Genomic DNA, 23,972 nt, shown 5'->3' with positions numbered 1-23,972 from the left:
ATGAGACAGCATAGCGGTATCGGTGTTCTCGACAAAGCCGTGGCGGTGCTCTACGCCGTCGCCGACGAGCCATGCGGTCTCAACGACCTGTGCACCCGAACCGGCCTGCCACGTGCCACCGCGCACCGGCTGGCGGTCGGGCTGGAGACGCATCGGCTGCTGGCGCGCGACGCCAACGGCCTGTGGCGGCCGGGGCCCGCGCTCAGCGAGTTGTCGGCGGGGGCCGCCGATCCGCTGGTCGAGGCGGCAGGAGCCATTCTGCCCCGGCTGCGCGAGATCACCGGTGAGAGCGTCCAGCTGTACTGCCGCGACGGCAATGCGCGCGTGTGTGTGGCCGCGCTCGAGCCGCCCGTCGGCCTGCGCGACACGGTGCCCGTCGGCTCGCGGCTACCGCTCACCGCGGGCTCGGCGGCGAAGGTGTTGCTGGCATGGGCCGACCCGGAGCTACAGCGCACCGTCCTGGCCGACGCCGTGTTCGGCGAGCGGGCGCTGGCCGAGGTCCGCAGGCGGGGGTGGGCGCAGAGCGCGGCAGAACGCGCACAGGGCGTGGCGAGCGTCTCGGCCCCGGTGCGTGACGCCTCGGGCGTACTGGTGGCGGCGGTGTCGGTATCGGGCCCGATCGACCGGATGGGCCGCAGGCCGGGCGCGCGCTGGGCGGCCGATCTGGTGGCGGCGGCGGAGGCGCTGCACAAACGGTTGTGAAACGAAGAAGGCCCCCGGTCGGATTCGACCGGGGGCCTTTCTTGGTAGCCCCGACGGGATTCGAACCCGCGCTACCGCCTTGAGAGGGCGGCGTCCTAGGCCGCTAGACGACGGGGCCAGGACGATTTCACCGAAGTGAAACCTTGCTGGGGTACCAGGACTCGAACCTAGAATGGCTGAACCAGAATCAGCTGTGTTGCCAATTACACCATACCCCAAGGATGGAAACGCTCGGCCCTGCGCTCACCGAGTGGTTGTCGGTGTTGCGAGGCCGTGTTCCGCGGCGATGAGAAGATTACCAAACAGCAGGGGGTAAACTACAAATCGCCTGGTCAGCGGCCACTTTTCGAGCGATTTCCGGCCGCCGGGCGGGTGCGGCGCGTGCCGCACCCGCCTGCCGTACGGCTACTGCGCGGTGGGCTGCCAACCGCGTGCGGCACGCAAACGGTCGAGCGAGACCTCGCGGCCGAGCAATTCCATCGATTCGTAGAGCGGTGGGCTGATGTGCGAGCCCGTCACCGCGACCCGCACGGGCGCGAAGGCCTTGCGTGGCTTGAGGCCCAGATCGTCGATCAGCGCCTTCTTCAGGGCCTCTTCCAGGGCCGGTGTGGTCCATTCGGCCAGCGGCTCCACCGCGGCGATGGCGGCGTCGAGCACCTGGTCGGCCTCGGCACCGAGGTTCTTCGTGCCCGCGGCCTGGTCGATCGCGAACTCCGCCGGTGCCACGAAAAGGAACTTCAGCAGGTCCCAGGCGTCGCCGAGCACGACGATCCGGGTCTGCACGAGTTCGGCGGCGGCCAGGAACGTCTTCTCGTCGATTTCGGCACCGATATGCCCCTGCGCGGTCAGGAACTCACGCAAACGGTGGCCGAAATCACCCGGCTCGAGCAGACGAATCTGTTCGGCATTGATCGCGTCGGCCTTCTTCTGATCGAAACGAGCCGGATTCGAATTCACGGTGGAAATGTCGAAAGCGGCGACCATTTCCTGCATGGAGAACACGTCGCGGTCCTCGGCGATACTCCAGCCGAGCAGTGCGAGGTAATTCAGCAAACCCTCGGGAACGAATCCCCGATCGCGGTGCAGGAACAGATTCGATTCCGGGTCGCGCTTGGACAGCTTCTTGTTGCCCTGGCCCATCACGAACGGCAGGTGACCGAACTCCGGCGTGAAGTCGGCAACACCGATACGCTGCAGCGCGGCATACAGCGCGAGCTGACGCGGGGTCGACGAGAGCAGGTCCTCGCCGCGCAATACATGGGTGATCTTCATGAGCGCGTCGTCGACCGGATTCACCAGCGTGTACAGCGGATCACCATTTCCACGGGTGAGCGCGAAATCGGGAACAGTGCCCGCTTTGAAGGTGGTTTCCCCGCGAACAAGATCATTCCAGCCGAGGTCGGAGTCGGGCATGCGCAAACGCACCACCGCGGGCCTGCCCTCGGCTTTGTAGGCGGCGATCTGCTCGGGCGTCAGATCGCGATCGAAATTGTCGTAACCGAGTTTCGGGTCGCGACCGGCGGCGCGATGGCGGGCCTCGACCTCCTCGGGCGTGGAGAAGGCCTCATAGGCCTCGCCGGCCTCGAGCAGCTTGCGCACGACGTCGAGATGCTGGTCGCGGCGCAGCGACTGCCGGTACGGCTCGTACGGGCCGCCGACCTCCGGGCCCTCGTCCCAGGTGAGCCCGAGCCAGCGCAGCGCGTCGAGCAGCGCGCGGTAGGAATCCTCGGAATCGCGTGCGGCATCGGTGTCTTCGATCCGGAACACGAAGCTGCCGCCGTGATGGCGGGCGAACGCCCAGTTGAACAGCGCCGTGCGGATCAGGCCGACGTGCGGCGTGCCGGTCGGCGACGGGCAGAAACGGACCCGTACTTGTGTCATGACTCTCTTCTCCGCTATCAGCGCTTGGTGGCAACAGGATTGGTGAGGGTGCCGATGCCCTCGACGGTGACCGACACGTTCTGCCCGGCCGCCAGCGGGCCGACGCCTTCCGGTGTGCCGGTGAGGATCACGTCGCCGGGCAGCAGCGTCATCACCGAGCTGATCCATTCGATGATCTTCGGGATGTCGTGCAGGAACAGCGACGTGCGGCTGCGCTGGCGGACTTCGCCGTCCAGCTCGGTGGTGATCTCCAGATCGCTTGGGTCGATGGCGGTTTCGATCCACGGGCCGAGCGGGCAGAACGTGTCGTAGCCCTTGGCCCTCGTCCACTGCCCGTCGTGGCGCTGCTGGTCGCGCGCGGTGACGTCGTTGGCCACGGTGTAGCCGAGGATCACATCGGCGGCCTTGGCTGCGGGCACGTCCTTGCAGGGGCGGCCGATCACCACGGCCAGCTCGCCCTCGAAGTCGACCTGAGAGGAGCTGGGCGGCAGGATGATCGGGGCGTTCGGCCCGACGATCGAGGTGTTCGGCTTGATGAAGATCACCGGATCCTTCGGCGCCTCACCACCCATTTCGGCCGCGTGGGCGGCGTAGTTCTTGCCGATACAGATCACCTTGCTGGCCAGGATCGGCGCCAGCAGGCGGATGTCGGCCAGCGGCCAGCTCCGCCCGGTGAACGTCGGCGTGCCGAACGGATGTTCGGCGATCTCCTTGGCGACGGCGTCGCTTCCGTCGCCTTCGATGCTGACGAACGCGACTCCATCGGGACTGGCAACTCGACCTAAGCGCATGCCCGGGAGTCTATCGAGGCGGGCCCACCTGCCCGAACGCGCCCGTGATCGCCTCGCGCGGCCGAACCGGCAGGGCGAGCGAAGTCACATTCGTGTGATTTCGAACCTGCTGCCCGCGTTCGTGATTCGCATTACGCACAGTCGCCGCCGGATGTGATCCGTCAGACACCGACGCCAGGCACCGGAACCCGGGGTCACCGGTGTAGCGTGATCTTCGATGTTCACAAGATGAGACATCGATCTCAAATAATGAGATGCAATCGTGCAATTCGGCGAGGTGAGTATCGTGACGAAGGCGCGGCCGACGGCCGGGGTATCCCAGATCAGCAACGGCAGACGCTGGTCGATGCTCGCTCTCGGTGTGCTCGCGCAGACGTCGAGTGCCACTTTCGTGCACGGCACCCCCTTCCTGTTGCCCGCGCTCACCGATCGCGGTGATTCGCTGGCCGCCGCGGGTGCGCTCGTCGCCCTGCCGACCGTCGGCCTGGTGTGCACGCTGATCGCGTGGGGTTATGTCGTCGACCGCATCGGCGAGCGGATCGTGCTGGTCGCGGGCACCACACTGATGTTCGCCGCCGGCGTGGGCGCCGCCCTGGTCGAGGATCCGATCGCCTTCGGCGTGCTGCTCTTCCTCGGCGGTGTCGGCGCGGCCAGTTCCAACGGTGCGAGCGGGCGGGTGATCGTCGGCTGGTTCCCCCCGGACCGGCGCGGGCTGGCCATGGGCATTCGACAGACCGCCCAGCCCCTCGGTGTCGGCGTGGGCGCGCTGACCATCCCGTGGGTCGCCGACCGGTACGGCATCGCCGCCGCCCTGCTGGTGCCCGCGCTGCTGGCCGCCGCGGGTGCGATCGGTTGCCTGGCAGGCATTGTCGATCCGCCCCGGCCGCCCACGAAAGCTGCCGACCGGACCAACCCCTACCGTGGCGACTCCACGCTGTGGCGCATTCACGCGGTGTCCATCCTGCTGGTCTTCCCACAGGCCACCCTGTGGACGTTCGGGCTGATGTGGTTGCACCGCGATCTGGGCTGGTCGCCGGTGGCGGCGGGCGTACTGATGACGGTCACCCAATTGCTGGGCGCCGCTGGACGAATCGGCGCGGGCGCGTGGTCGGATCGGGTCGGCAACCGGCTCGGGCCGCTGCGTCAGGTCGCCGTCGCCGCGGTGTTGTCGATGGTCGCACTTGCGGTCGCCGCGGGGACGGGCTGGGGGTGGATCGCCGTGCCTCTGATGGTCGCGGCGTCGGTGATCTCGGTGTCGGACAACGGATTGGCGTTCACCGCGGTCGCCGAGATCGCGGGACCGTTCTGGAGCGGACGTGGTCTCGGCATTCAGAACACGGGCCAGAACCTCGTATTGGCCGCCATCCCACCGGCATTCGGCGCGCTGATCTCGGTGAGCGGGTATCCGACGGCGTTCGCGTTCGCGGCAGTGGCAGCCATGGCGGCGGTGCCTCTGGTACCGAGGGGCACCGGAAGGTAGGCGCCCGATCGAGGTTGTCCGGCCCGGCGGATCAGGCGGTGCCGGAGCGGTCGGACAGACCGAGGCGCAGGTGTTCGCTGTGGTAGACGGCTTCGTCGAGCAGTTGGGCGACGTGGTTGTCGTGCAGGCTGTAGACGATGCTGCGGCCCGCGCGGGTGCCGACGACGAGGCCGAGGTTGCGCAGCAGGCGCAACTGGTGGGAGACGGCCGACTGTTCCATCCCCACCGCCTCGGCCAGTTCGGTCACCGGGCGCGGTCCCTGCCGCAGTTCCGACAGGATCAGCAGCCTGCTCGGGGTGGCGAGGGCCTGCAGGGTGGTCGCGACGTGCGCGGCCGTATCGGCGTCCAGCCGGGTGGTCGGCCGGTCGCGGCCCTCCACACCGTGTCCCATGGCAGGAGTCTAACCGACCCGTTGAAATGAAGACCTCTTCATATGTTCTGTTATTCTCGGGTTGTTCCGTTCCCCGTCTCACGGAGGTTTCCCGTGGCCATGCCCACCGCCGTCGCGGTCCGTCCCGGCGCCGCCGCTCCCCCGCGCTCGCGACGGACCCGGCTGTTCGAGATCGCCGAAATCCGCTGGGCGGCCGCCTCTCTCGTGCTGTTCCTGGTCGGTCTGGCCGCGCAGCTGTCCGGGGCGCCGTCGTGGTCGTGGTGGGCGCTGTATCTGGTGTGTGCCGTCACGGGCGGTTGGGAGCCCGCACTCGGCGGGTTGCAGGCATTGCGGGAGAAGACGCTCGATGTCGATCTGCTGATGGTTGTCGCGGCGATCGGCGCCATGTCGATCGGGCAGGTGACCGACGGTGCGCTGCTGATCGTCATCTTCGCGACCTCCGGCGCGATGGAGGCGCTGGCCACCGCGCGGACCGAGGACTCCGTGCGCGGACTGCTCGACCTCACCCCCGATGCCGCCGTCGTCCTGCGCGACGGCGACGAACAGACGGTGGACGCAACAGATCTCGTCATCGGTGACGTGGTACTGGTCCGCCCGGGCGACCGCATCGCAGCGGACGGGACCGTGGTCGGTGGGGCGAGCGAGGTCGACCAGGCCACCATCACCGGCGAACCGCTGCCCGTCGACCGGACCGTCGGCGACGAGGTTTTCGCGGGCACCCTCAACGGCACCGGCACGCTGCGGATCCGGGTGGACCGGCGGGCGAGTGACTGGGTGGTCGCGCGGATCGCCGGCCTGGTCGACGAGGCCGTGCGCACCAAGGCGGGCACCCAGCTGTTCATCGAGAAGATCGAGCAGCGCTATTCGATCGGCATGGTGGCCGCCACCATCGCCGTGTTCGTCGTGCCGCTGCTCTGGGGTGAGCCGGTCCGCGAATCTCTTTTGCGCGCCATGACTTTCATGATCGTCGCGTCCCCCTGTGCCGTGGTTCTCGCGACCATGCCGCCGTTGCTGGCCGCCATCGCCACGGCAGGCCGCCACGGTGTGCTGGTGAAGTCCGCCGCCGTGATGGAACAGCTCGGTACCACCACGCGAGTGGCGTTCGACAAGACCGGCACGCTCACCCGCGGCACCCCCGAAGTCGCCGAGATCCGCGTGCTGCCCGGTACCGCACTCACCGAGGACACGGTCCTGCGGCTGGCTGCGGCAGCCGAGCACGGCAGCGAACACCCGTTGGCCGAGGCCATCGTGCGAGCGGCTCGTCAGCGCGGCCTCGGCTTGCCCGAGGCCGTGAACTTCACGTCCGAACCGGGGCGCGGCGTTTCCGCCACTGTCGACGGGCACGCGATCCGAATCGGTTCGCCCACAGCGCTACTCGCCACACCCACCCCGGATCGAGCTGTTGCCGTGGAGGTGACGACTCAGCAGTCGCGTGGCCATACCGCGGTGGTCGTCGTCTGCGACGGCTCCCCGGTAGCGGTCCTCGGCATCACCGATCGCGACCGCCCTGAATCAGCCGCCACCGTCGCCAGACTGACCGAATCGACAGGCACCTCACCGGTTCTGCTCACCGGCGACAGTCACGCGACCGCAAGCCATCTCGCCACCCGCGTCGGAATCACCGACCTGCGAACAGACCTGCTCCCCGAGGACAAGGTCACCGCCATCCGGACCCTGCAGTCCGGCGGCGACCGCATCACCATGGTCGGCGACGGCATCAACGACGCCCCCGCCCTGGCTACCGCCCACGTCGGAATCGCCATGGGCCCCACCGCCTCCGACCTCACACTGCAAACCGCCGACGCCGTGGTGGTCCGCGACGACCTCACCACCATCCCCACCGTCATCGCCCTGTCCCGACGAGCCCGCCGCCTGGTAGTCGCCAACCTCGCCATCGCCGCCACCTTCATCGCGATCCTGGTCACCTGGGACCTGGTCGGCCACCTACCCCTTCCCCTCGGCGTAGCAGGGCACGAAGGATCGACCGTGATCGTCGCTCTCAACGGGCTCCGCCTCCTCAGCTCCTCCGCTTGGCGCCGCGCCCAGTCGGGCCGCTAGCCTTCCGCGACCAAGGGACCTACCAAAGCAGCGCCGGACGATCCGCGAAGCTGAAAGACGCTCAAGACTTACGGATCCTTCGCCGCCGCAGCTGTTCACTGCACGAATGTCTCTCGGGCCGATCATCACACACAAAAGGGCCCGCACCGGCAAAGTTGCCGGTGCGGGCCCTTCTAGTCGGTTTCCTCAGACGGTGGCGGCGATGCGGTCGCCGATCTCCACGGTGGAGGCGGTGCCCGTGCGGGCGGCCAGATCCTTGGCGACGGCGGATTCGATGCGGGCGGCGCCTTCGGTGTTGCCCAGGTGGTTGAGCAGCAGGGCGACCGAGAGGATGGCGGCGGTCGGGTCGGCCTTGGACTGGCCCGCGATGTCGGGGGCGCTGCCGTGGACCGGTTCGAACATCGACGGGTTCACACCCGAGGCGTCGATATTGCCCGAGGCGGCCAGGCCGATGCCACCGCTCACGGCGGCGGCGAGGTCGGTGATGATGTCGCCGAACAGGTTGTCGGTGACGATCACGTCGAAGCGACCCGGATCGTTCACCATGTGGATGGTCGCGGCGTCGATGTGCTGGTAAGCCGTTGCCACATCGGGGAATTCGGCGCCGACCTCGTCGACGGTGCGCTGCCACAGCGACCCGGCGAAGGTGAGCACGTTGTTCTTGTGCACCAGGGTGAGGTGCTTGCGGCGGGCCTGCGCGGCGGCGAAGGCGTAGCGCACCACGCGCTCGATGCCGAAGCGGGTGTTGTTGGAGACCTCGGTCGCCACCTCGTGCGGGGTGCCGACGCGGATCGCGCCACCGGTACCGGTGTACGGGCCTTCGGTGCCCTCACGCACGACGACGAAGTCGATGTCCGGGTTGCCGCTGAGGGGGCTGGTGACACCCGGGTACAGCTTCGAGGGCCGCAGATTCACGTGGTGGTCCAGCGCGAACCGGGTCTTCAGCAGCAGCCCACGCTCGAGCACACCGCTGGGCACCGACGGGTCGCCGATCGCGCCGAGCAGGATCGCGTCGTGCTGCTTCAGCTCGGGCAGCACCGACTCCGGCAGGATCTCCCCGGTGCGGTGGTAGCGGGCGGCACCGAGGTCGTATTCGGTCTTCTCGACACCGGGCGACACCACGTCGAGCACCTTGAGCGCCTCGGCGATGACCTCGGGACCGATGCCGTCACCGGCGATGACTGCGAGTTTCATGAACAAGCTCCGTTCGAAGCCGGGGCGGTTCGCCACCGGGATACGAGCGCGCGCCGCCACCGTGGGGTGACGGCGCGCAGCTGCCGATGTCCCGGCGGTACCGGGACGTCACAACTCAGGCCAGGTCTACCAGCACGACCTTGGACGCACCGACGGCTTCGCCGATCGCGGTCTGCACCTCGGCGGGCACCTCGCGGTTGACGCGCAGCACGACGGTTGCGCCTTCGGCATCCACGTCCTGGCTCAGCTGAGCGGCCAGGATATCGATCTCGGCCTCACCGAGCAGCGTGCCGATCTTGCCGAGCGCGCCCGGCTTGTCGCCGTAGTTCAGCACGGCCAGGTTCAGGCCCTCGGCGCGCATGTCGTAGTTGCGGCCGTTGATGTTGACGATCTTCTCCACCTGGGCGGGCTCGGTGAGCGACCCGGCCACGTTCAGGGTGGAGCCGTCGCCGAACACGGCGCGCAGGTCGACCATGCTGCGGTGGTTGGGGCTCTCGGTGGCGGTGGTGACGGTGGCGGTGATGCCACGCTCCTTGGCCAGCGACGGCGCGTTGACGAAGGTGACCTGGTCCTCGACCAGCGCCGAGAACACACCGCGCAGCGCCGACAGCTCGAGCACGGCCACGTCCTGGGCGGCCAGCTCGCCGCGCACCTGCACCTCGATGCTGACGGGCAGCTCGCTGGCGATGGCGCCGAGCAGCGCGCCCTGCTTGCGGACGACGTCGAGCCAGGGGGCGACCTCGTCGTTCACGGCACCACCGGTGACGTTCACGGCGCCGGGCACGAACTCACCGGCCAGCGCGAGCAGCACCGACTTGGCGACATCGGTGCCCGCGCGGTCCTGCGCCTCCGAGGTGGACGCACCGAGGTGCGGGGTCACGACGACCTGCGGCAGGTCGAACAGCGGCGAGTCGGTGCACGGCTCGGTCTCGAACACGTCGAGGCCCGCGGCACGCACGTGACCCTTGGTGATGGCGTCGGCCAGCGCCTGCTCGTCGATCAGCCCACCGCGCGCGGCGTTGACGATGACGACGCCCGGCTTGGTCAGCGCGAGACGCTCGGCGTTGAGCAGGCCCTTGGTCTCGGGGGTCTTGGGCAGGTGCACCGAGATGAAGTCGGCGCGCTGGAGCACCTCGTCGAGCGAGAGCAGCTCGATACCGAGCTGGGCGGCCTTGGCCGGCGACACGTAGGGGTCGTAGGCGACGATCTTGGTCTCGAACGCGGCCAGGCGGGCGGCGAACAGCTGACCGATGCGGCCGAGGCCGATCACGCCGACGGTCTTGCCGAAGATCTCGACACCGTTGAACTTGCTGCGCTGCCAGGTCTTCTCACGCAGCGTCGCGTCCGCCGCCGGGATCTGGCGGGCGGCGGCGAGCAGCAGGGTGACCGCGTGCTCGGCGGCGGTGTGGATGTTGGAGGTGGGCGCGTTCACGACCATCACGCCACGCTCGGTGGCGGCGGGCACATCGACGTTGTCGAGGCCGACGCCGGCACGGGCGACGATCTGGAGCTTCTTGCCCGCGTCGAGCACCTCGGCGTCGACGGTGGTGGCGGAACGCACGAGCAGCGCGTCGGCCTCGGGGACCGCGGCGAGCAGCGCCGGGCGGTCGGGGCCGTCGACCCAGCGAACCTCGACACCGTCACCGAGCGCGTCGACGGTCGACTGGGCGAGCTTGTCGGCGATCAGAACTACAGGACGGCCTGCTTGGCTCACTGTGGGGTACTCCTGGGGAAGAAAGGGGTCGGCAGTTACCGCGGCCCAGAATAGTCGCCGGGGTTCGGGTCCCCTTACCCCCCTGCCCGAAAACCGGGTGAACCCTGGGAGCCACACCACTTAACATCACCGCATGTCGCTGCGCACCGTCCCCGAGTCGATGGATCCGGTCGTGGTGGCCGCCGTCGACGCCGAGCTCGACCGGGTCGCTGCCGAGCACGGTGTGCGCATCCGCCTGGCCATCGAAAGCGGCAGCCGCGCTTGGGGTTTCCCCTCACCCGATTCCGATTACGACTGCCGTTTCGTCTATGTCGCGGGCCTGGAGACGTATCTGTCGCCGTGGCGTACCCGCGATGTGATCGAGACGCCGCCGGCCGGCCTGCTCGATGTGAACGGCTGGGATCTGGCCAAGGCGCTGCGGCTGTTGGTGCAGGGCAACGCGGTGCTCGTGGAGTGGTTGATGTCACCCATCGTGTACCGCGGAGACGAGGATTTCCGCGCCCGTCTGCGTGAAGTCGCAGTTCAGGTGGCTGATCGCGACCGCATCGCCCGTCACTATCTACACCTGGGTGCCCGCCAGTGGGGGCTCTACGCGCGCAACGGCGGTTTGAAAAAAGTGTTCTACTCGCTGCGCCCGGCGATGGCGCTGCGCTGGTTGCGCGAGCATCCCGGCGCGGCGGTGGCACCCATGCACCTGCCGACATTGATGGCGCAGTGCGAGCTGCCCGCCGATCTGGTCGCGGCCATCACCGAACTCACGGACCTGAAGTCGCGCACCCGCGAGATGGGGGCCGGTGCACCGCCTGCCCTGATCCCGGCCTTCATCGACGACGAGTTCGCCAGGGCCGCAACAGAGTTCACCGCACGCATGCCGCGCGACCTCAGCACGGCGCGGGCGGTGACCGACGAGTTCTTCCGCGCGGAGGCCCTGAAATAGCAGAAACTCCGCACCATCCGGTGCGGAGCTTCACGTTCGTACGCTGGTTCGCGCAGAATCAGAGGACGCGAACGTCCTGAGCCTGGGGGCCCTTCTGACCCTGGCCGATCTCGAACTCCACACGCTGACCCTCATCGAGGGAGCGGAAGCCCGAGCCACTGACAGCCGAGTAATGCACGAAGACGTCGGGGCCTCCGCCGTCTTGCGCGATGAAGCCGAAGCCCTTCTCGCTGTTGAACCACTTCACAATGCCCTGAGCCATTTCAAAAACTTTCCTGTAGACGAGCCAGGTCCTAATAGTCCGGTCCCGGTCTCGCTGTTCAACAATGCCACGGTTTCGGAAATTCCTCCACACCTCCACCGGGGCGCTGTGAGCAAGCCAACCCTCGTAGCTGCCAGTTGGTGCTGTCACATAGTCGGCGAGGTGGATGCTGCGTGGATGCCGATGTGGTTGCCACAGGGATGCGGCGAATTGTCCGGAACACGAACCGAACCGACTGGCACGCATCACCATCGATAACCCTATTGCGCGGTGACCGACCACCGTCAGCGACCCTATACATTTTCGATAAAACCAGTACGGCAAATTTCCTACCAGCGTATTTTCCGTTTCGTGAGGGTGCACCCATCCCGGACGAGAAAACGCGCAAGGAGCTGAGCGTGCTGAACATCAACCATTTCACTTACGGCTGGCTGACCCCGTTGCTCGCCTATCTCATGTCGGTCCTCGGCTCGATGCTGGCACTGCGTTGCATGGTTCGCTCGCGCGCCTCCGGCATCCACGGCGGATGGCTCACCGCGGCCGCCATCGCACTCGGCGGAACCGGCATCTGGGTTATGCACTTCATCGCGATGCTCGGTTTCTCCGTGCAGGGCGCGACCATCCGCTACAACGTGCCGATCACGCTGTTCAGCGCCGCTGTCGCCATGGCCGTGGTGTGGCTCGGCTTGTCGATCGTCGTGCGCCGCAGCTGGGACACTGCCGCGCTCCCGGTGGGCGGCGCGATCACCGGTCTCGGCGTGGCAGCCATGCACTACGCCGGGATGTATGCGATGAAAACCGACATCGAGATCGTCTACGAGCCGACTGTCGTGGTCGCCTCACTGGTGATCGCCGTGGTCGCCGCCACCGCCGCCCTCTGGTTCGCCCTGCACATCCACGGTTTCCTCGCCACCATCGGCGCGGCCCTGCTGATGGGCGTCGCCGTCACGGGCATGCACTACACCGGCATGTTCTCCATGAGCGCCCACACCAGCGCGCACGTCGCCCATGCCACGGGCGCCACCGCGTCACAGCTGCTCACACCGCTGATCGTGGCGATCAGCATGGTCACCATGATCCTGCTCATGCAGGTCGGCATCACCGAGGCCGAGGATCCGAACCTGACCCGCCCGATCCACGGGCAACGCGCCAGCCGTTTCTGGCCGAGCGGCCAGAACTAATCGACGGCACGCACCCGCTGCGCCTCGGGACCGCGTCGCGTCTCGTGCACCGCGAATTCCACGCGCTGACCGGCCCGCAGTGTCCGGAATCCTTCGCCGACGAGTTCGGTGTACTCCACGAACACCTCCGGCCCGCCCGCGTCCGGGGTGATGAAACCGAACCCCTTGCCGCCGTCGAACCAGCTCACCACGCCGCCGGTCATCCACCGACCTTCCTAATCATTTGCCTGACATGCCGATTCGTTCATGGTCGCATGCCGGCGAGCGCGACACGAAAGCGCACGGACCGGTCGACGCATCCGAGCTGGATAAACTCCAGCCAGGCTCGTCCGCGAGAACGGAGATCCGGTGTCTCACCATCCTGCGCGACCCCCACTCCGACACGGCTGCTCATGATCCGCGTCGCGGCGAGGCCCGCCGCCGAGGCACTCACGGTCGTCGTCGCCACCTCCGTGGCGGTGCTCGCGATCATGATGCCGATCAGCTTCGCCGATCTGGGCGAATCCGCCCACGACGATCTGCTGGTGTTCAACATCCCGCGCGCGATGACCGGCGGCGCGTTCATCGCGGTCATCACCGCCGCCGTCACCGTGGCGGTGGGCAGTGTGCGCACCGCCCGCTGGACCGCACTGCTCGCGCTCGCCGGGATCCTGCTGAGCCACCTGCTCGCCGCGGGCGACAGCAGCGACGGCCGTCTCGACAGCGGTGTGTCCCTGGCGACCCTGAACTTCGTCGACGCGCTGCTGGCCGGGATGGCGCTCGGCGCCACCGCGGTGGCGGTGTGGAACGAGCCGAGGCTGCGCATCGCCTACCTGTTCGCCGCGATCGGCGCCACGGTCCTCGGTGACCTCACCCAGACGCCGACCGACGACACCACCGGCGGTTTCGACGGGGCGCTCGCGGGCTCCCTGCCGCTGTGGTTCATCGGGGCCAGCGTGCTCGCGCTCGCGTATTTCGCGGTCACCAGTGCCACGCCCGCCCCGGCTCACACCGATTCCGCGATCCCGCTCGCGCCGGTACTCGCCGCCGTTTTCGTCTACTCGGCGATCATCTTCACCTCGCTGAACGTGTCGCACCACAAGACCAGCCTGCGGCACGTGGTGATCGCCTCGATCATCGTGCTCGCCGCCACCGCGGCCGCCGCTTTCGTGCTGCCCGAGCGTGACGGCGTGCTCACGGTGTTGATGTCGTCGTTCTCGGTGGCGGGCAGCCTGGTCATCACCCTGCCCCGCAACGGCTGGGTCGATCTGGGCACCCTCGTCGCCATCGCCATCGGTCTCGGCCTCGGCATGCACCGCCCACGCCCCCTCGCCGCCGCCCTCTGGATCGTGGCGCTGGCCGGCCTCACCCTCGCCGCCGACATGACCGCACCCCCGGCGACCCTCACCGCCGCCGTGGGCTGCCTCGCGCTCGGCGCCATCTGCGGTTACGGCGTGGGCAGTGCGGTTCCGGTCAACTCCTCGTCGGCGGTCGTCGGCTTCTGCGTGCTGTTCGTCCCATCCCTCGGAGTCGCACTGAGCGACACCGAATTCGGCCACCTCGCCTACTCCTCGGCCTGGTACCGCACCGCCGAGGTGGACCGTGGACCCGTGCCCGGCACCGTCGCGGTGATCATCGCGCTCGTGTGCACGGCCATCGTCGCCCTGATCCTGCGCCGGCGTCAGCCCTCCTTGCCGGATTCGGGCCCCCAGTCCCTCTAGTCAGGGCCTGCCGCAACAGCTTTCGGGGTATACCCAGTTCATGAGTTTCCCGGTGTCCTTCGGGCTCCCCCAGATCGGCCTGCTCGTCCTGCTCGCGGTGGGCCTCGTCCTGCTCGTCGCGGCAGCCCTGCCAACCACCCGCCGCCGCGGCCTCAAATCCGTTCTGGGCCGCGCGATCCCCGGAACCGCCCTCCTCCTCGCCGCCACCCTGCTCCTCTGGATCGCCACCCTCCTCCAGACCTACCTGGGCCTCACCGGCGAGATCAAAGCCGCCCACGTGATCGCGAAAACCGTCGGAGACCAATCCCTGGAACTCGACGTCGCCACCTTCGACACCGACGGCACCGTCACCGACCGCACCACCCACCGCATCGAAGGCGACCTGTGGGTGATGCAAGCGGCCATCGTCGAACTGGAACCCTGGGTCAACGCCCTCGGCTTCCACTCCGGCTACACCCTCACCCGCCTCTACGGCCAGCGCCTCGACGGCCGACCCACCACCCAATCCCACATCTTCCTCAACGGCTCCGACCGCGACTTCTTCGAAGACATGCGCGAAAACCGCTGGTACACCTCCCCCTTCATCCGCTCCGCCTACGGAAACGCCGTCATCGCCTCCCCCGGCGAATACGACATCTGCATCTCCCGCGACGCCATCAAGATCTGCCCACCTCGCTGAAACCTCTGAGTCCGCAGGGTCTTTCGTGCGTACATTGGATCAGTGGAGATCCGCAGATACACCGAGGCCGACCGTCCCGAACTGACGGCCCTGGCCTCCCACGTCGGCGAGGGTTCCCCCACGGCAAGCCTCTGGGGCCACCCCGAATCCGAGAAAGCCGTGTACCTGACCCCCTACATGGACCTCGCACCCGACTCCCTCTTCCTCGCAGTGGACGACGGCCGCCTCGTCGGCTACCTCACCGGCTGCGTCGACAGCACCACCTTCCCGACCGAAGAAGCCCGCCTCGAATCCGCAATCCGCGACCACCGCCTGATCTTCCGCCGCAAGCCCGCCACCTTCTTCGCCCGCGCCCTCACCGACACCGCCCTCGCCAAACTCCGCCACCACCCCCTCGCCGCCGAACTCACCGACCCCCGCTGGCCCTCTCACCTCCACATCAACCTCGCCCCGTCCGCCCGAGGCACAGGCGCCGCCGACGCCCTGATGCACCAGTTCTTGGACCACCTGAGCGCGAGCGGCTCCCCCGGCTGCTACCTACAAACCCTCGTCGAAAACCCGCGCGCCGTCCGCTTTTTCGAACGCCACGGCTTCACCGCCCACGGATCCCCTGCCGCAGTCCCCGGCCTGCGCTACCAAGGATCAAAGGTCCACCAACAGACCATGGTCCGCCCAACCCCGTCCCTCTGATCACGAACTACTCTGCCAATCACATTCGGGCCGCTTCGATTTCATCGGCCAAGCGCCTGTCCAGATCAGCCGCATGCACATCGACTGGGCACCCGAGCAGATCGCGGAGCTCGGAGTCCAGGTCGAGGATGTCGAGTACCGTCATCCACCGTTCGCGGTTGATGCGACGGGGTTCGGGTTCGAAATCACGCCGAAACCCACGTTCTGAGGCAGCCACAGCCCGTCGCCGACCGGCAACTCACCGATTCGAACCCCGAGGTCGTTGCGGGCGCATTCGTAGAAAGCATTCCGTTTGTGCCCGGCTGCTTCGAACGCACGGATGTAGTCCTCATGACTGATTTCGGCGCCACGCGCCACAAGGCTCAACTCCCACACTGCCTTGTTCCAGGCCCGCGCGGCTGCCACAGCTTCGGGGGACCCGAGGAGCAACACCATCTCCCACTTCAGTGTCTTCTCGGAGTCGGCCTCGAGCAGCAGACCTTCCCCTTCTTCAGCCGGGATCGCCTGCCCAGAGCTCGGAAAACCCCTGGCGGCAGCCATCCGCATAGACACCACCGAATAATTCTTCAGCGCATGCGCGAACTCGCTGTAGGCAACCAGCCGCCGATCGTCCCACCGACTCTGCTGAGTGCGACGCCACTTCGCCCGTTCCGTCAAGGCAGCCCCCGCAAAGGTTGCCCCTGCACCCAGCAGTACACCGGCAACAGTAATCAGTTGCTGCACAACACTATTCATGAATCTATTATGCGCCGCATCTCATGCGCCGAACCGTTGAACAACTAGGACGCCGTCTTCTCCGATCACACCCTGACCAGTGCAGGCCAAACCAGATCGCGTCGGCGTGAGTTCGAGTCCCTTTCATCGACAGGCTGCCCGGCGCAACGATTAGAGGGCGGTCCCATCACCATCAGGTAATAATGCCGTAGCGGGACGAATCGAGTGGCTCGGCGAACAGATTGGAACCGCCAGCCGCACGACGGCGATCATGCGCCTCAGGAACCGGCGGCGAAGACCTGGGCTGTTCGGGCCCCGATCTCGTTCGGAGACACCCGACCACCGGACGACAAGTAGCCGATCACCGTTTCCTTGGCGATCTCGAGGAGTTCCTCGTCAAGTGCTCGACTATCGAGCGCTTCGAAAAGCATCAGAGGCGCGAGTCGGAGAAGACGTTTCAGGAAGTCTCGGAGTATGTCTCGTTCGGTGATATCGGGCCCCGCGAAATTCATCTGTTTCCAGGTGCGCAGGATCGACTGGATCAGATGGGGGCTGCCGCCCAGGGCCGCACGGCGCGCGTAGATCTGGTCGAACGCGGCCTCACCGAGCACATGGAGCGCAGCGTAGGGATCTGCATCACCGGGCGCGTATACGAGTTGGGATCGCCACCACATCCGTCCGAGGACGTGGCGGGTGAGGTCAGAGCCGAGCACTCGATCTGTCGGGGGTTTGGGATAGCGCCAGTGCGCGACATCGGGCAGGACGATCAGCGCGAGAAATGCCCAGACATCGCCGGAGGCTGCCTCGGCGGGCGAGATTCGCATCTCACGGTGCAGAGCAACTGCGAGTTGCAGGTCGAAGCTGGTCTTCTGCTTGGCGTCCGGGGGTTGCGGGAAACCGGATTCCTTGGCCAAGTCGACGACGATGTCGCGCAGGAGCTGGAGCTTGGCCGGATCGACACGCGTACCGCCGGTCGCGACGAACACAGCAGAACTGTCCGAGAGAGAGCAGCGGCTACTCAACTCGATCGGGCCGAGCTCCCGGTATTCCGCGGCAAGAGGTTTCGCGCGATGTCGGAGCAGTCGCGGATAGAGAAGTGTCATGCGATCCCCTCGAAGATCTTGACTGCCGCCTGCAGCTGCGAGGCGAAGAGATTCGGGGATTCCTGCGCGGCAAGGCGGACGTCTGTGATGGATCGACCGGGAAACAGGCGGCCGAACAGTTCCTGGAGAGTGGCTCCCAGAGTCTCGTCGAGATAGGTCGCGTCGTCATTGAATTCGCTGATGCTCAAAGCATGATCCACCATGGTTCGTGCCACGTCTGCGTAGAGCATGGACAGCGCCAGCTTGTCCTGCAGGCGAGGATTTGCCGCGCGCTGCAGTGCTTCTGCAATCAACGTCTTCTTCTCGTTGACCAACAGCAGCAGTGAACCCATTGTGGCAACGTCGAGGTCGCTGCCGATCTCGAGGTGCCAGGCGGCATCACCCGGATAGTTTGTCTGGTCGAAATCGACAATGGCGATGGGAAATTGCGGCGCATCGCCCTGCAGCCGGATTTGCGTGCGATCGCTCCACAGCACCGACCCACCACGACGAGGGGCCACCGGCCGATCGGTGCCGTGTCTGCGTCGCGCCAGCACCAGTGCAGTATCGAGCACGACAACCCCGCCGAGATCAACGCCGGCGAGTTCTGCCCGCAGCTCGACCTCACCGTTGGCGGGAACGATTACGCGAGACAGCGTCCCACGTAGCTTGGATCCAGTCGACGTCCAGACCCCCGCCAACGCCAATTCGGTTCCAGGTGCGAGGGTCGACTCCGCCAGTGCACGCTCGAGGTCGACGTGTACGACCCTGCGCAGTACCAGATTCGTCTGATAGTCCCAATGCGGAAGGTGGTCCGGTAATGAGATCTCCTCACCACCTATCGTGAGCAACCAGTCCCCAGCCTTGACAACGCCGGCGGTCGGCTTCCTATACGGCAGAACGCGATTAGGCATCAGGCAACCGCCGTTGTGAACAGAACGATGTCGGTCATCGTGTCAGCGGCAGGCTTGACAATCGCTTTCCACACTCGGCCGTCGCCGCCCTCGATCACGTATGTCGGTGTCTGATGAACCTCCCCGGCTGGATCCTCCCACCCCACAAGGTTGGGTATCTCGGCACCGGTCGGCGGATCCATTTCCAGACCACCATCACTGGCCAACGCGACGGCGACGTCAGCGCTGACCCGCTGGAGGACCGCGACCGGCAACTTGAACCGCTGCACCACAACACCGTGCCCCCACAGCTCGTCAGGTTCGGGGTCACCGACGTACTCGATCTTGGGACGGCGCCGCCGTGCCGCGGACTGCTTTGCACGAGATTCGAGCACATGGCCGTTCTCGCTGCCTCCGTAGGCATCACCAGCTCCGGAACCTAGATCGCCAAAGCCCTTGGACTCGATCGCATCGTACGATTCGAGGTCATCGGACTCCGCAGGATCCATTCGCCGACCACTGGGCCGCCGCTGCGGCGCAGGCCGTGGAGGTGGCGCAGTATCACCGGGCCTGCCGTAGTCGGTGGCCGAGCCGATGCCCCATGCACCACCGACCAGTGGAGACAGCCTGTCACTGGCCGCACCGAGCGACACCTGCGCAACCTCGACCCCGCTACTGCCACGAGGACCGATCACCTTGTCGATCTCTTCCTTCATCCTCGTGAACGCCATCTTCACGAACGAATATTCGGGGTGGTCGAGCGACTGATAATTCCAGTTGTCGTGCGTTGGGGGCTCAGCTCGCGCGAAAGCTACGTCGACCTCTCTGTCAGCGCGGAAAACAGCTGCGTAAGCAGATATTTCGCTGGCAGGCTTCGGACCGGGCCAATAGGTCACAACGAGTTCAGCAGGACGCATGAGACACACATGATGCACCATGCCGGTCTCGAAACCAGCCATGTATTCTGCCTCGCTCGGTTCGAATCGAAGCGCAACCGTCTGCTCGATTCCGAAGCGGCCGAGCAACTTCTTTGGGCGTCTGCAATACAGCTCCTCGGCGTCACTTCCGACCATCTTTCGATACGCATGGACGAACAGCTTCAGTGTCTTCATTTGCGCAGGGTCAGGCACGGGGTAGTCGATACCGTCACAGGTGACCGAAAACCGCATCGGAACGACACCATTACTGTCGGCCAGCATTTTCGGCCAGAGCTGGTACACGATGGTTTCGGCCAGGTAGCGAGCTATATCGGCCGGTTCTCCACCCTCGAGGTTGGGATCGAGAATGGAGATCGTCGTTCCGGTTTCGGTGGCACCGAACGGCCGCAGACCGAGTTTGCGGGCCATGTCATCCGCGTCCGCTCCCACCAGAGGTTCGATGACGTCGCCCGATACGTCGCCCCACCAGTGACGGCCGGTGTAGCGACGTTCGCGGTCTCCTTCGGTAGCGTCGTAGCTCTTCCAGAGCGCCGCCGCCATCAGTCGCGTCTCGAACCGACCCTCGTAGTGGCACCGCGTGTGGACAAGGATGGTGCCCGACCCTGATGCGAGATAGAGGATTCCCTTGCCGAACCCGTAGGTTCCACCGCCCAATTCCCGCTCACGCGGCTCACCGATATTGCGAAGGAACGCTACGAAGTCGCGACCTCGGTCGGTGACTGCGTCTGCTCTCGTCGGTCCACCGAGCCCACGAGTGCCGCGGTCGGATATCGAGAGAACTCGGATTGTGGGCTGTTGCAGAGCTTCCCGGAGCGGAAGACGATTCTTGGCCGGCGCCTTTCGCAGGAGGTTCTCACGCCACGCAGGCGCATCGGCCGCACTGACCGTCTGGAGATCGATCCGGTAGTCGACGGGGATTCCGTCGCCCTGGCGAGCGTCCCAACTGTTCTGTGCCGATTCGCGGACCAGGATCGTCAAGTGATCCAACTCGGGTTTGCCGAGCTGGTTCCTGATGCCTTCGGCCGCACTGGCGCCCTCGGGCGGAAACGGCTGGGAGACCCACGCGGGAGCCGTCATCGGAGTTCCTCCAGCATCGCTGTGATATGTCGCTCGACGTCGTGGGTCTTCATCGGTGCGGGAGAATCCCCTGACAGGTCGATCGTGTAATCGACGTTGTGTACGTTGGTGGAAATTGCCGCTGCTGCCAAGTCGACCGTTGTGAGCCTCGGAAACGCGACATCGACGTTGTACCAGCGTTGTTCGATGATCGAGTAGCGCGAGTGCGTGTAGTGATCGTTGTCCGCGGCACGATATCCGACCGCCGCCAACCGGGTCAGGGTTTCGCTCTCGTCGTCCGAAAGCTCCAGCACACGCTTGATCATGTCGAGGAAGCCGATGCCGCCCTGAACATCCATCTCCAGGCGTAGCCAAACCAAGCCGAGTTCACCGTCGAGCGGTGGCTCCAACTGGTCGAGGCCGTGGACACGCACTGATCGACCGTCCGGGTTCGTCGAAGTCTTCACCTCCAATGCACCCGCGCCCGTGGCGAAGTCGTGTCGATGTCCAGACGGACCTTTCCACGTTTTGATGGCACTGCTGTCGTGTTCGAGAAGGAGTTCCAGGACCACCAGCTCGCCGAAAAGGCCGGCGAGCTGCTGTGCTCCCAGTGGTGGGCCGGGACTGAGGAACAACGCCCGCCAACGGTCGAGGACCCGGTGCAGCACCTTCACCGGATTGTCGGGCGACTCCTCGGTCGCGCACAGGATGTCGGCACAAAGGGTCGCGAAAATATCGTTCAGGTCCGGTCGAAGGCACACGAGGTCGGCGAAGTCCTGAAGCTTCGAATCATGTTCCAGCGTCCGTTTACTCAGGCGCAGCACCGGGCCGTTCAGTCCTTTGCGGACTACCTGGTGCGCGCCGATCGGAACGAGCAGGTGCCGGTTCCCCTCTCCGTCCAGGCCGGCAACCAACGGCCCCTTCGGCGTTGGCACCGGCAGCTCGGAGACGATGACCACCGAGGAGTCAGCGCGCGGACGCCGTTGCAGCAGCCTCCAGTTATCGTCGAGAACCATCTTGAGGTCGTTCAGCATCAGACATCCTCGGAGTCGAGAGGGCTCAAGTCCTCCTCCTCGATCTCGACGCCGGACAGATCCGCAGAAATATAGTCGGACTCCCACGCGACGGTGCTGTCGTTGTCGGCGGGCGACGGAAACACGAGCCCGACACCGATCACGTGCTCCGGCGCATTCAACGGCACACGCTTGTCTTTGGCCGGCTCAGGCTCCGATACCTTGTCGATCGGATACAACACCAACAGACCCGCATCCGGTTGCTGAGCCTTGCGAGCGGTGACGATATCGACCTCAGTGCTTGTGCTGGTGATTCCGTCGAGATCCAAGCCTGCGTCTCGACGGCTCATCAACGTCTTTATATCGACGTGGTCAGGCCCGGAAGCGAACTGGGAGCGTGTGATTCGACCTACGCTCACTTGCGGTGCGAACTCGAACAAATCCTGTTCCGCCACAGCAGGTTTACCCAATACCGCCACGTTCCACCGGCGAAGCGTTCCCGCGTTTCGGATGCGCTTCTCGATGTAGCCGGACATCAAATCTGCGTCGCATTCAGTCGACTTCTCGTGGAATCGGTAGTTGCGCAGAAAGTCCAGGATCAGCTCGCTCGAAACGTCACGAATCAGATAGCGACCATCAGCTCCGTTTCCTTCGGCTCTGCTGACCGCGAGTGCCGAGGCCACAAGGGTCCGCGCCGCCGCTTGATTGTCCAACAGCCAGTCAGCGTCCTTATGGAAATACCGAGTCTGAACTCGCTGCCCACCGTAGGACGACTGTGCCCGCACCGCATCCTTCATCTTCGCTGCGGCGGTGACGCGCAGCGACGGGTGCGTCCGCAGGCGCACCGCGAACGTCATCGGCGTCTTGCCCTCGGTCATGTACACATCGATGTCGCGGCGCATCTCGGTCTCGACCGTGGCAAGGTGGCGGAACCAATCCTCGAGTTCCTCTGTCATCCAGATTCGGGGCAAGTCCGCGTATCCGCTGCGGTAGCCGAACCAACGACCCATCTGCAGCAGCGTGTCGTAGGTCGAAACTGCCCGAACGAAGTAGCTGACGGAGAGCCCTTCCAGGGTGAGTCCACGCGATAACGTGTTGCCGCCCACCGCGATAGCGACGACCGGCCCGTTCTCGTAGTCGAGACGATCAGTGCTCTGGAAGTTGTCCATGACGACGCGGCAATCGCGCAGCACGCCGGGGAGTTCCGTCAAGAGATCGTCGAACTCGACTGTCTTCTCGCCGAATTCAGCGGCGGGAACGCGCGCGGTCTCCGCCTCCCACAGCTTGCGCAGCTCGCGACGAAGGTCAGAATCAGTGAGGTTGCTGCCGACCTTGGCGCGAAGCAACATCAGCGGGTCACGGAAGCTGTTGTGCACGGCTGTTCGCACGCTGGTGTGAATCAGCATGGTGGAGTGCGGATTTCCCGTACCCCGCACTCGTCGAGCGGCTGTCGTCAACCAGAAGTACAGGACAGCACGCCGCAGCGTCTCAGTGATCGACGGATAGAAGTCTTCGGCATCGGCCCTGGTCTTCGGCCTGACCAACGCCACATCGTCGTCAGGCACGTTACGGATCATGTCATAGCCGTCATCGACCTCGTTCGGATCCTCCCCATCCAGGGCATATCGACCGAAGAGGACCTCTGTGCCGAAATGCCCATGCGGTTTGGGCAAGTTGACGATGAAGTGCTCGGGATAGAGGTCGTCTGCGGACGGATCGATGAGCAGATTGGCAAACGGCGAAGCGGTGTATCCAACATAGGCAGACTTGGGCAGTGTGTTGAGGATTCCGCGAATCAACGGGTTGATCGACTTGGTCGCCACAGTCGCCTGATCAGCCTCGTCGTCGATGATTAACGCAGGGCAATCCGCCAGGTACTCCGACGCATCGTCCAACCACTTGACCAGCTTCCGCAGGACCGTCGCGTTCTTCTTGACCACACACAGGACATGAGTCTTGTTCGACTTCCCGAAGAAACTTGCCGGGTTCGCAGTCGGCGAGAAGTCGCGATCGAGGTCGGTGATCTGCGTCCAGAGCGTCGGGTTCGGTTGCACCAGTTGCTGAATCAGCCGTGCCTGGGTTTGCCTGCGCAGCCCGTTGTGGATGCCGGCCAACACGATGAACAGCTTGTAGCCGCGGTCAGCAGCCTTCGCCATGACGGCGGTGAAGTTCGTCGTCTTTCCGGACTGCACGTAGCCGACCACTAGACCGCGTGTCGAGAATTCGCTCTTACGCGGGTGCTGCAGCAACGACACGATTCGCGTGGACGAGTCATCCAGGCTGTTGATGGCCGGATCCCTCGGCCAACCCTGTTTGACGAGGTCCCTTTCGATCGCAGGCCACAGCTTGTCGCCGGGATGCGGCCCGGCATACCAAGTTTCGTAGTTGTCGATGACCACGGTATGCGGCTCTCGCATCTCCTTGATCCGAACCATGTCTGCGTCGTAGCGCTCCATGATGCGCTTGATGACGTCATCCGACTTCTCGAACGTCCGGAGCAATTTGATCGCCTCGGCCGGGGAGTACTTGTCGAGGAGCGCCTTGTACACCTCGTACTGCCCATCAATCAGATCAGTCATCGAACTCCCACCTGCGCACAAACCACTCTGTCGACGA

Annotated in this window: 21 protein-coding genes and 2 tRNA genes; 8 read left to right on the top strand and 15 right to left on the bottom strand. The window is 65.6% G+C overall.

Features of this window, described 5'->3' with window-relative positions:
• Nucleotides 1-702 carry an IclR family transcriptional regulator gene (locus tag HYG95_RS14330; RefSeq protein ID WP_067493334.1) on the top strand — a complete coding sequence of 234 codons (702 nt, stop codon included), beginning with the start codon at nt 1-3 and terminating at the stop codon, nt 700-702.
• Between the two features lie 42 nt (nt 703-744).
• Here the strand turns inward: HYG95_RS14330 and HYG95_RS14325 are convergent.
• From HYG95_RS14325 to HYG95_RS14310, 4 genes are all read right to left on the bottom strand, one after another.
• Nucleotides 745-820 (bottom strand) — tRNA-Glu (locus HYG95_RS14325).
• A gap of 28 nt (nt 821-848) precedes the next feature.
• A tRNA-Gln gene (locus HYG95_RS14320) sits at nt 849-920 on the bottom strand.
• Between the two features lie 187 nt (nt 921-1,107).
• Complete coding sequence (gene gltX, locus HYG95_RS14315; protein ID WP_181698440.1) at nt 1,108-2,583, bottom strand: glutamate--tRNA ligase; 1,476 nt, start codon at nt 2,581-2,583, stop codon at nt 1,108-1,110.
• A gap of 17 nt (nt 2,584-2,600) precedes the next feature.
• A complete protein-coding gene (locus tag HYG95_RS14310) occupies nt 2,601-3,374 on the bottom strand; it encodes a fumarylacetoacetate hydrolase family protein (RefSeq protein WP_067493329.1) in 774 nt (257 codons plus the stop codon).
• Nucleotides 3,375-3,720: 346 nt separating this feature from the next.
• Here HYG95_RS14310 and HYG95_RS14305 point away from each other — a divergent pair, with 346 nt between their 5' ends.
• A complete protein-coding gene (locus HYG95_RS14305) occupies nt 3,721-4,854 on the top strand; it encodes an MFS transporter (RefSeq protein ID WP_181698470.1) in 1,134 nt (377 codons plus the stop codon).
• 31 nt (nt 4,855-4,885) lie between these two features.
• On the opposite strand, the gene HYG95_RS14300 is transcribed toward HYG95_RS14305, so the two are convergent.
• Nucleotides 4,886-5,245, bottom strand: coding sequence for a metalloregulator ArsR/SmtB family transcription factor (locus tag HYG95_RS14300; protein ID WP_181698439.1), 360 nt, complete (start codon nt 5,243-5,245; stop codon nt 4,886-4,888).
• A gap of 99 nt (nt 5,246-5,344) precedes the next feature.
• On the opposite strand from HYG95_RS14300, the gene HYG95_RS14295 reads away from it, so the two are divergent.
• The gene (locus HYG95_RS14295; RefSeq protein WP_181698469.1) at nt 5,345-7,303 is read left to right on the top strand and encodes a heavy metal translocating P-type ATPase; all 1,959 of its coding nucleotides are present in this window, start codon (nt 5,345-5,347) and stop codon (nt 7,301-7,303) included.
• Between the two features lie 186 nt (nt 7,304-7,489).
• On the opposite strand, the gene HYG95_RS14290 is transcribed toward HYG95_RS14295, so the two are convergent.
• Both HYG95_RS14290 and serA read right to left on the bottom strand, forming a co-directional pair.
• Nucleotides 7,490-8,497, bottom strand: a complete 1,008-nt coding sequence (locus HYG95_RS14290; protein WP_181698438.1) for a 3-isopropylmalate dehydrogenase — start codon at nt 8,495-8,497, stop codon at nt 7,490-7,492.
• A gap of 115 nt (nt 8,498-8,612) precedes the next feature.
• Nucleotides 8,613-10,211 (bottom strand): phosphoglycerate dehydrogenase, encoded by a 1,599-nt coding sequence (serA, locus tag HYG95_RS14285; RefSeq protein ID WP_181698437.1) that lies wholly within the window; start codon nt 10,209-10,211, stop codon nt 8,613-8,615.
• 133 nt (nt 10,212-10,344) lie between these two features.
• Here serA and HYG95_RS14280 point away from each other — a divergent pair, with 133 nt between their 5' ends.
• Nucleotides 10,345-11,148 carry a nucleotidyltransferase domain-containing protein gene (locus HYG95_RS14280; protein WP_181698436.1) on the top strand — a complete coding sequence of 268 codons (804 nt, stop codon included), beginning with the start codon at nt 10,345-10,347 and terminating at the stop codon, nt 11,146-11,148.
• Nucleotides 11,149-11,206: 58 nt separating this feature from the next.
• Here the strand turns inward: HYG95_RS14280 and HYG95_RS14275 are convergent, their stop codons facing one another.
• Entirely contained in the window at nt 11,207-11,410 is a 204-nt protein-coding gene (locus HYG95_RS14275; protein ID WP_014987157.1) for a cold-shock protein, read from the bottom strand.
• Between the two features lie 398 nt (nt 11,411-11,808).
• Between HYG95_RS14275 and HYG95_RS14270 the strand changes: the two genes are divergently transcribed.
• The gene (locus tag HYG95_RS14270) at nt 11,809-12,591 is read left to right on the top strand and encodes an MHYT domain-containing protein (RefSeq protein ID WP_067636832.1); all 783 of its coding nucleotides are present in this window, start codon (nt 11,809-11,811) and stop codon (nt 12,589-12,591) included.
• Here the strand turns inward: HYG95_RS14270 and HYG95_RS14265 are convergent.
• Nucleotides 12,588-12,794, bottom strand: a complete 207-nt coding sequence (locus tag HYG95_RS14265; RefSeq protein ID WP_181698435.1) for a cold-shock protein — start codon at nt 12,792-12,794, stop codon at nt 12,588-12,590. The genes HYG95_RS14270 and HYG95_RS14265 overlap by 4 nt on opposite strands.
• A 189-nt stretch (nt 12,795-12,983) precedes the next feature.
• Here HYG95_RS14265 and HYG95_RS14260 point away from each other — a divergent pair, with 189 nt between their 5' ends.
• From HYG95_RS14260 to HYG95_RS14250, 3 genes are read left to right on the top strand one after another with little or no spacing between them, the layout of a single operon-like run.
• Nucleotides 12,984-14,291, top strand: a complete 1,308-nt coding sequence (locus HYG95_RS14260) for a hypothetical protein (protein ID WP_181698434.1) — start codon at nt 12,984-12,986, stop codon at nt 14,289-14,291.
• 40 nt (nt 14,292-14,331) lie between these two features.
• Nucleotides 14,332-14,970, top strand: coding sequence for a hypothetical protein (locus HYG95_RS14255; RefSeq protein ID WP_181698433.1), 639 nt, complete (start codon nt 14,332-14,334; stop codon nt 14,968-14,970).
• A 42-nt stretch (nt 14,971-15,012) separates the two neighbouring features.
• Nucleotides 15,013-15,660: a GNAT family N-acetyltransferase gene (locus HYG95_RS14250; RefSeq protein WP_181698432.1), complete on the top strand. Its 648-nt coding sequence runs from the start codon at nt 15,013-15,015 to the stop codon at nt 15,658-15,660.
• A gap of 141 nt (nt 15,661-15,801) precedes the next feature.
• Here HYG95_RS14250 and HYG95_RS14245 read toward each other — a convergent pair whose 3' ends face one another.
• The 6 genes from HYG95_RS14245 to HYG95_RS14220 all read right to left on the bottom strand — a co-directional run bounded on the left by HYG95_RS14245 (nt 15,802) and on the right by HYG95_RS14220 (nt 23,935).
• Nucleotides 15,802-16,395: a hypothetical protein gene (locus HYG95_RS14245; RefSeq protein ID WP_255495334.1), complete on the bottom strand. Its 594-nt coding sequence runs from the start codon at nt 16,393-16,395 to the stop codon at nt 15,802-15,804.
• 257 nt (nt 16,396-16,652) lie between these two features.
• On the bottom strand, nt 16,653-17,360 hold the full coding sequence (locus tag HYG95_RS14240; protein WP_181698431.1) for a DUF6339 family protein: 708 nt from the start codon (nt 17,358-17,360) through the stop codon (nt 16,653-16,655).
• A 113-nt stretch (nt 17,361-17,473) separates the two neighbouring features.
• Complete coding sequence (locus HYG95_RS24520) at nt 17,474-18,370, bottom strand: hypothetical protein (protein WP_220139433.1); 897 nt, start codon at nt 18,368-18,370, stop codon at nt 17,474-17,476.
• Nucleotides 18,370-20,364 (bottom strand): hypothetical protein, encoded by a 1,995-nt coding sequence (locus HYG95_RS14230; protein ID WP_181698430.1) that lies wholly within the window; start codon nt 20,362-20,364, stop codon nt 18,370-18,372. The genes HYG95_RS24520 and HYG95_RS14230 overlap by 1 nt, the downstream gene beginning before the upstream one ends.
• Nucleotides 20,361-21,377 (bottom strand): PD-(D/E)XK motif protein, encoded by a 1,017-nt coding sequence (locus HYG95_RS14225; protein ID WP_220139432.1) that lies wholly within the window; start codon nt 21,375-21,377, stop codon nt 20,361-20,363. The genes HYG95_RS14230 and HYG95_RS14225 overlap by 4 nt, the downstream gene beginning before the upstream one ends.
• A complete protein-coding gene (locus tag HYG95_RS14220; protein ID WP_181698429.1) occupies nt 21,377-23,935 on the bottom strand; it encodes a Z1 domain-containing protein in 2,559 nt (852 codons plus the stop codon). The genes HYG95_RS14225 and HYG95_RS14220 overlap by 1 nt, the downstream gene beginning before the upstream one ends.
• Between the last annotated feature and the right edge of the window lie 37 nt (nt 23,936-23,972).

Source organism: Nocardia sp. GTS18 (assembly GCF_013839555.1).
In the GTDB taxonomy this organism is placed as follows: Bacteria; Actinomycetota; Actinomycetes; order Mycobacteriales; family Mycobacteriaceae; genus Nocardia; species Nocardia rosealba.
Note: the sequence above shows the minus strand (reverse complement) of the source record. Positions and strands in the feature narration are given on the sequence as shown.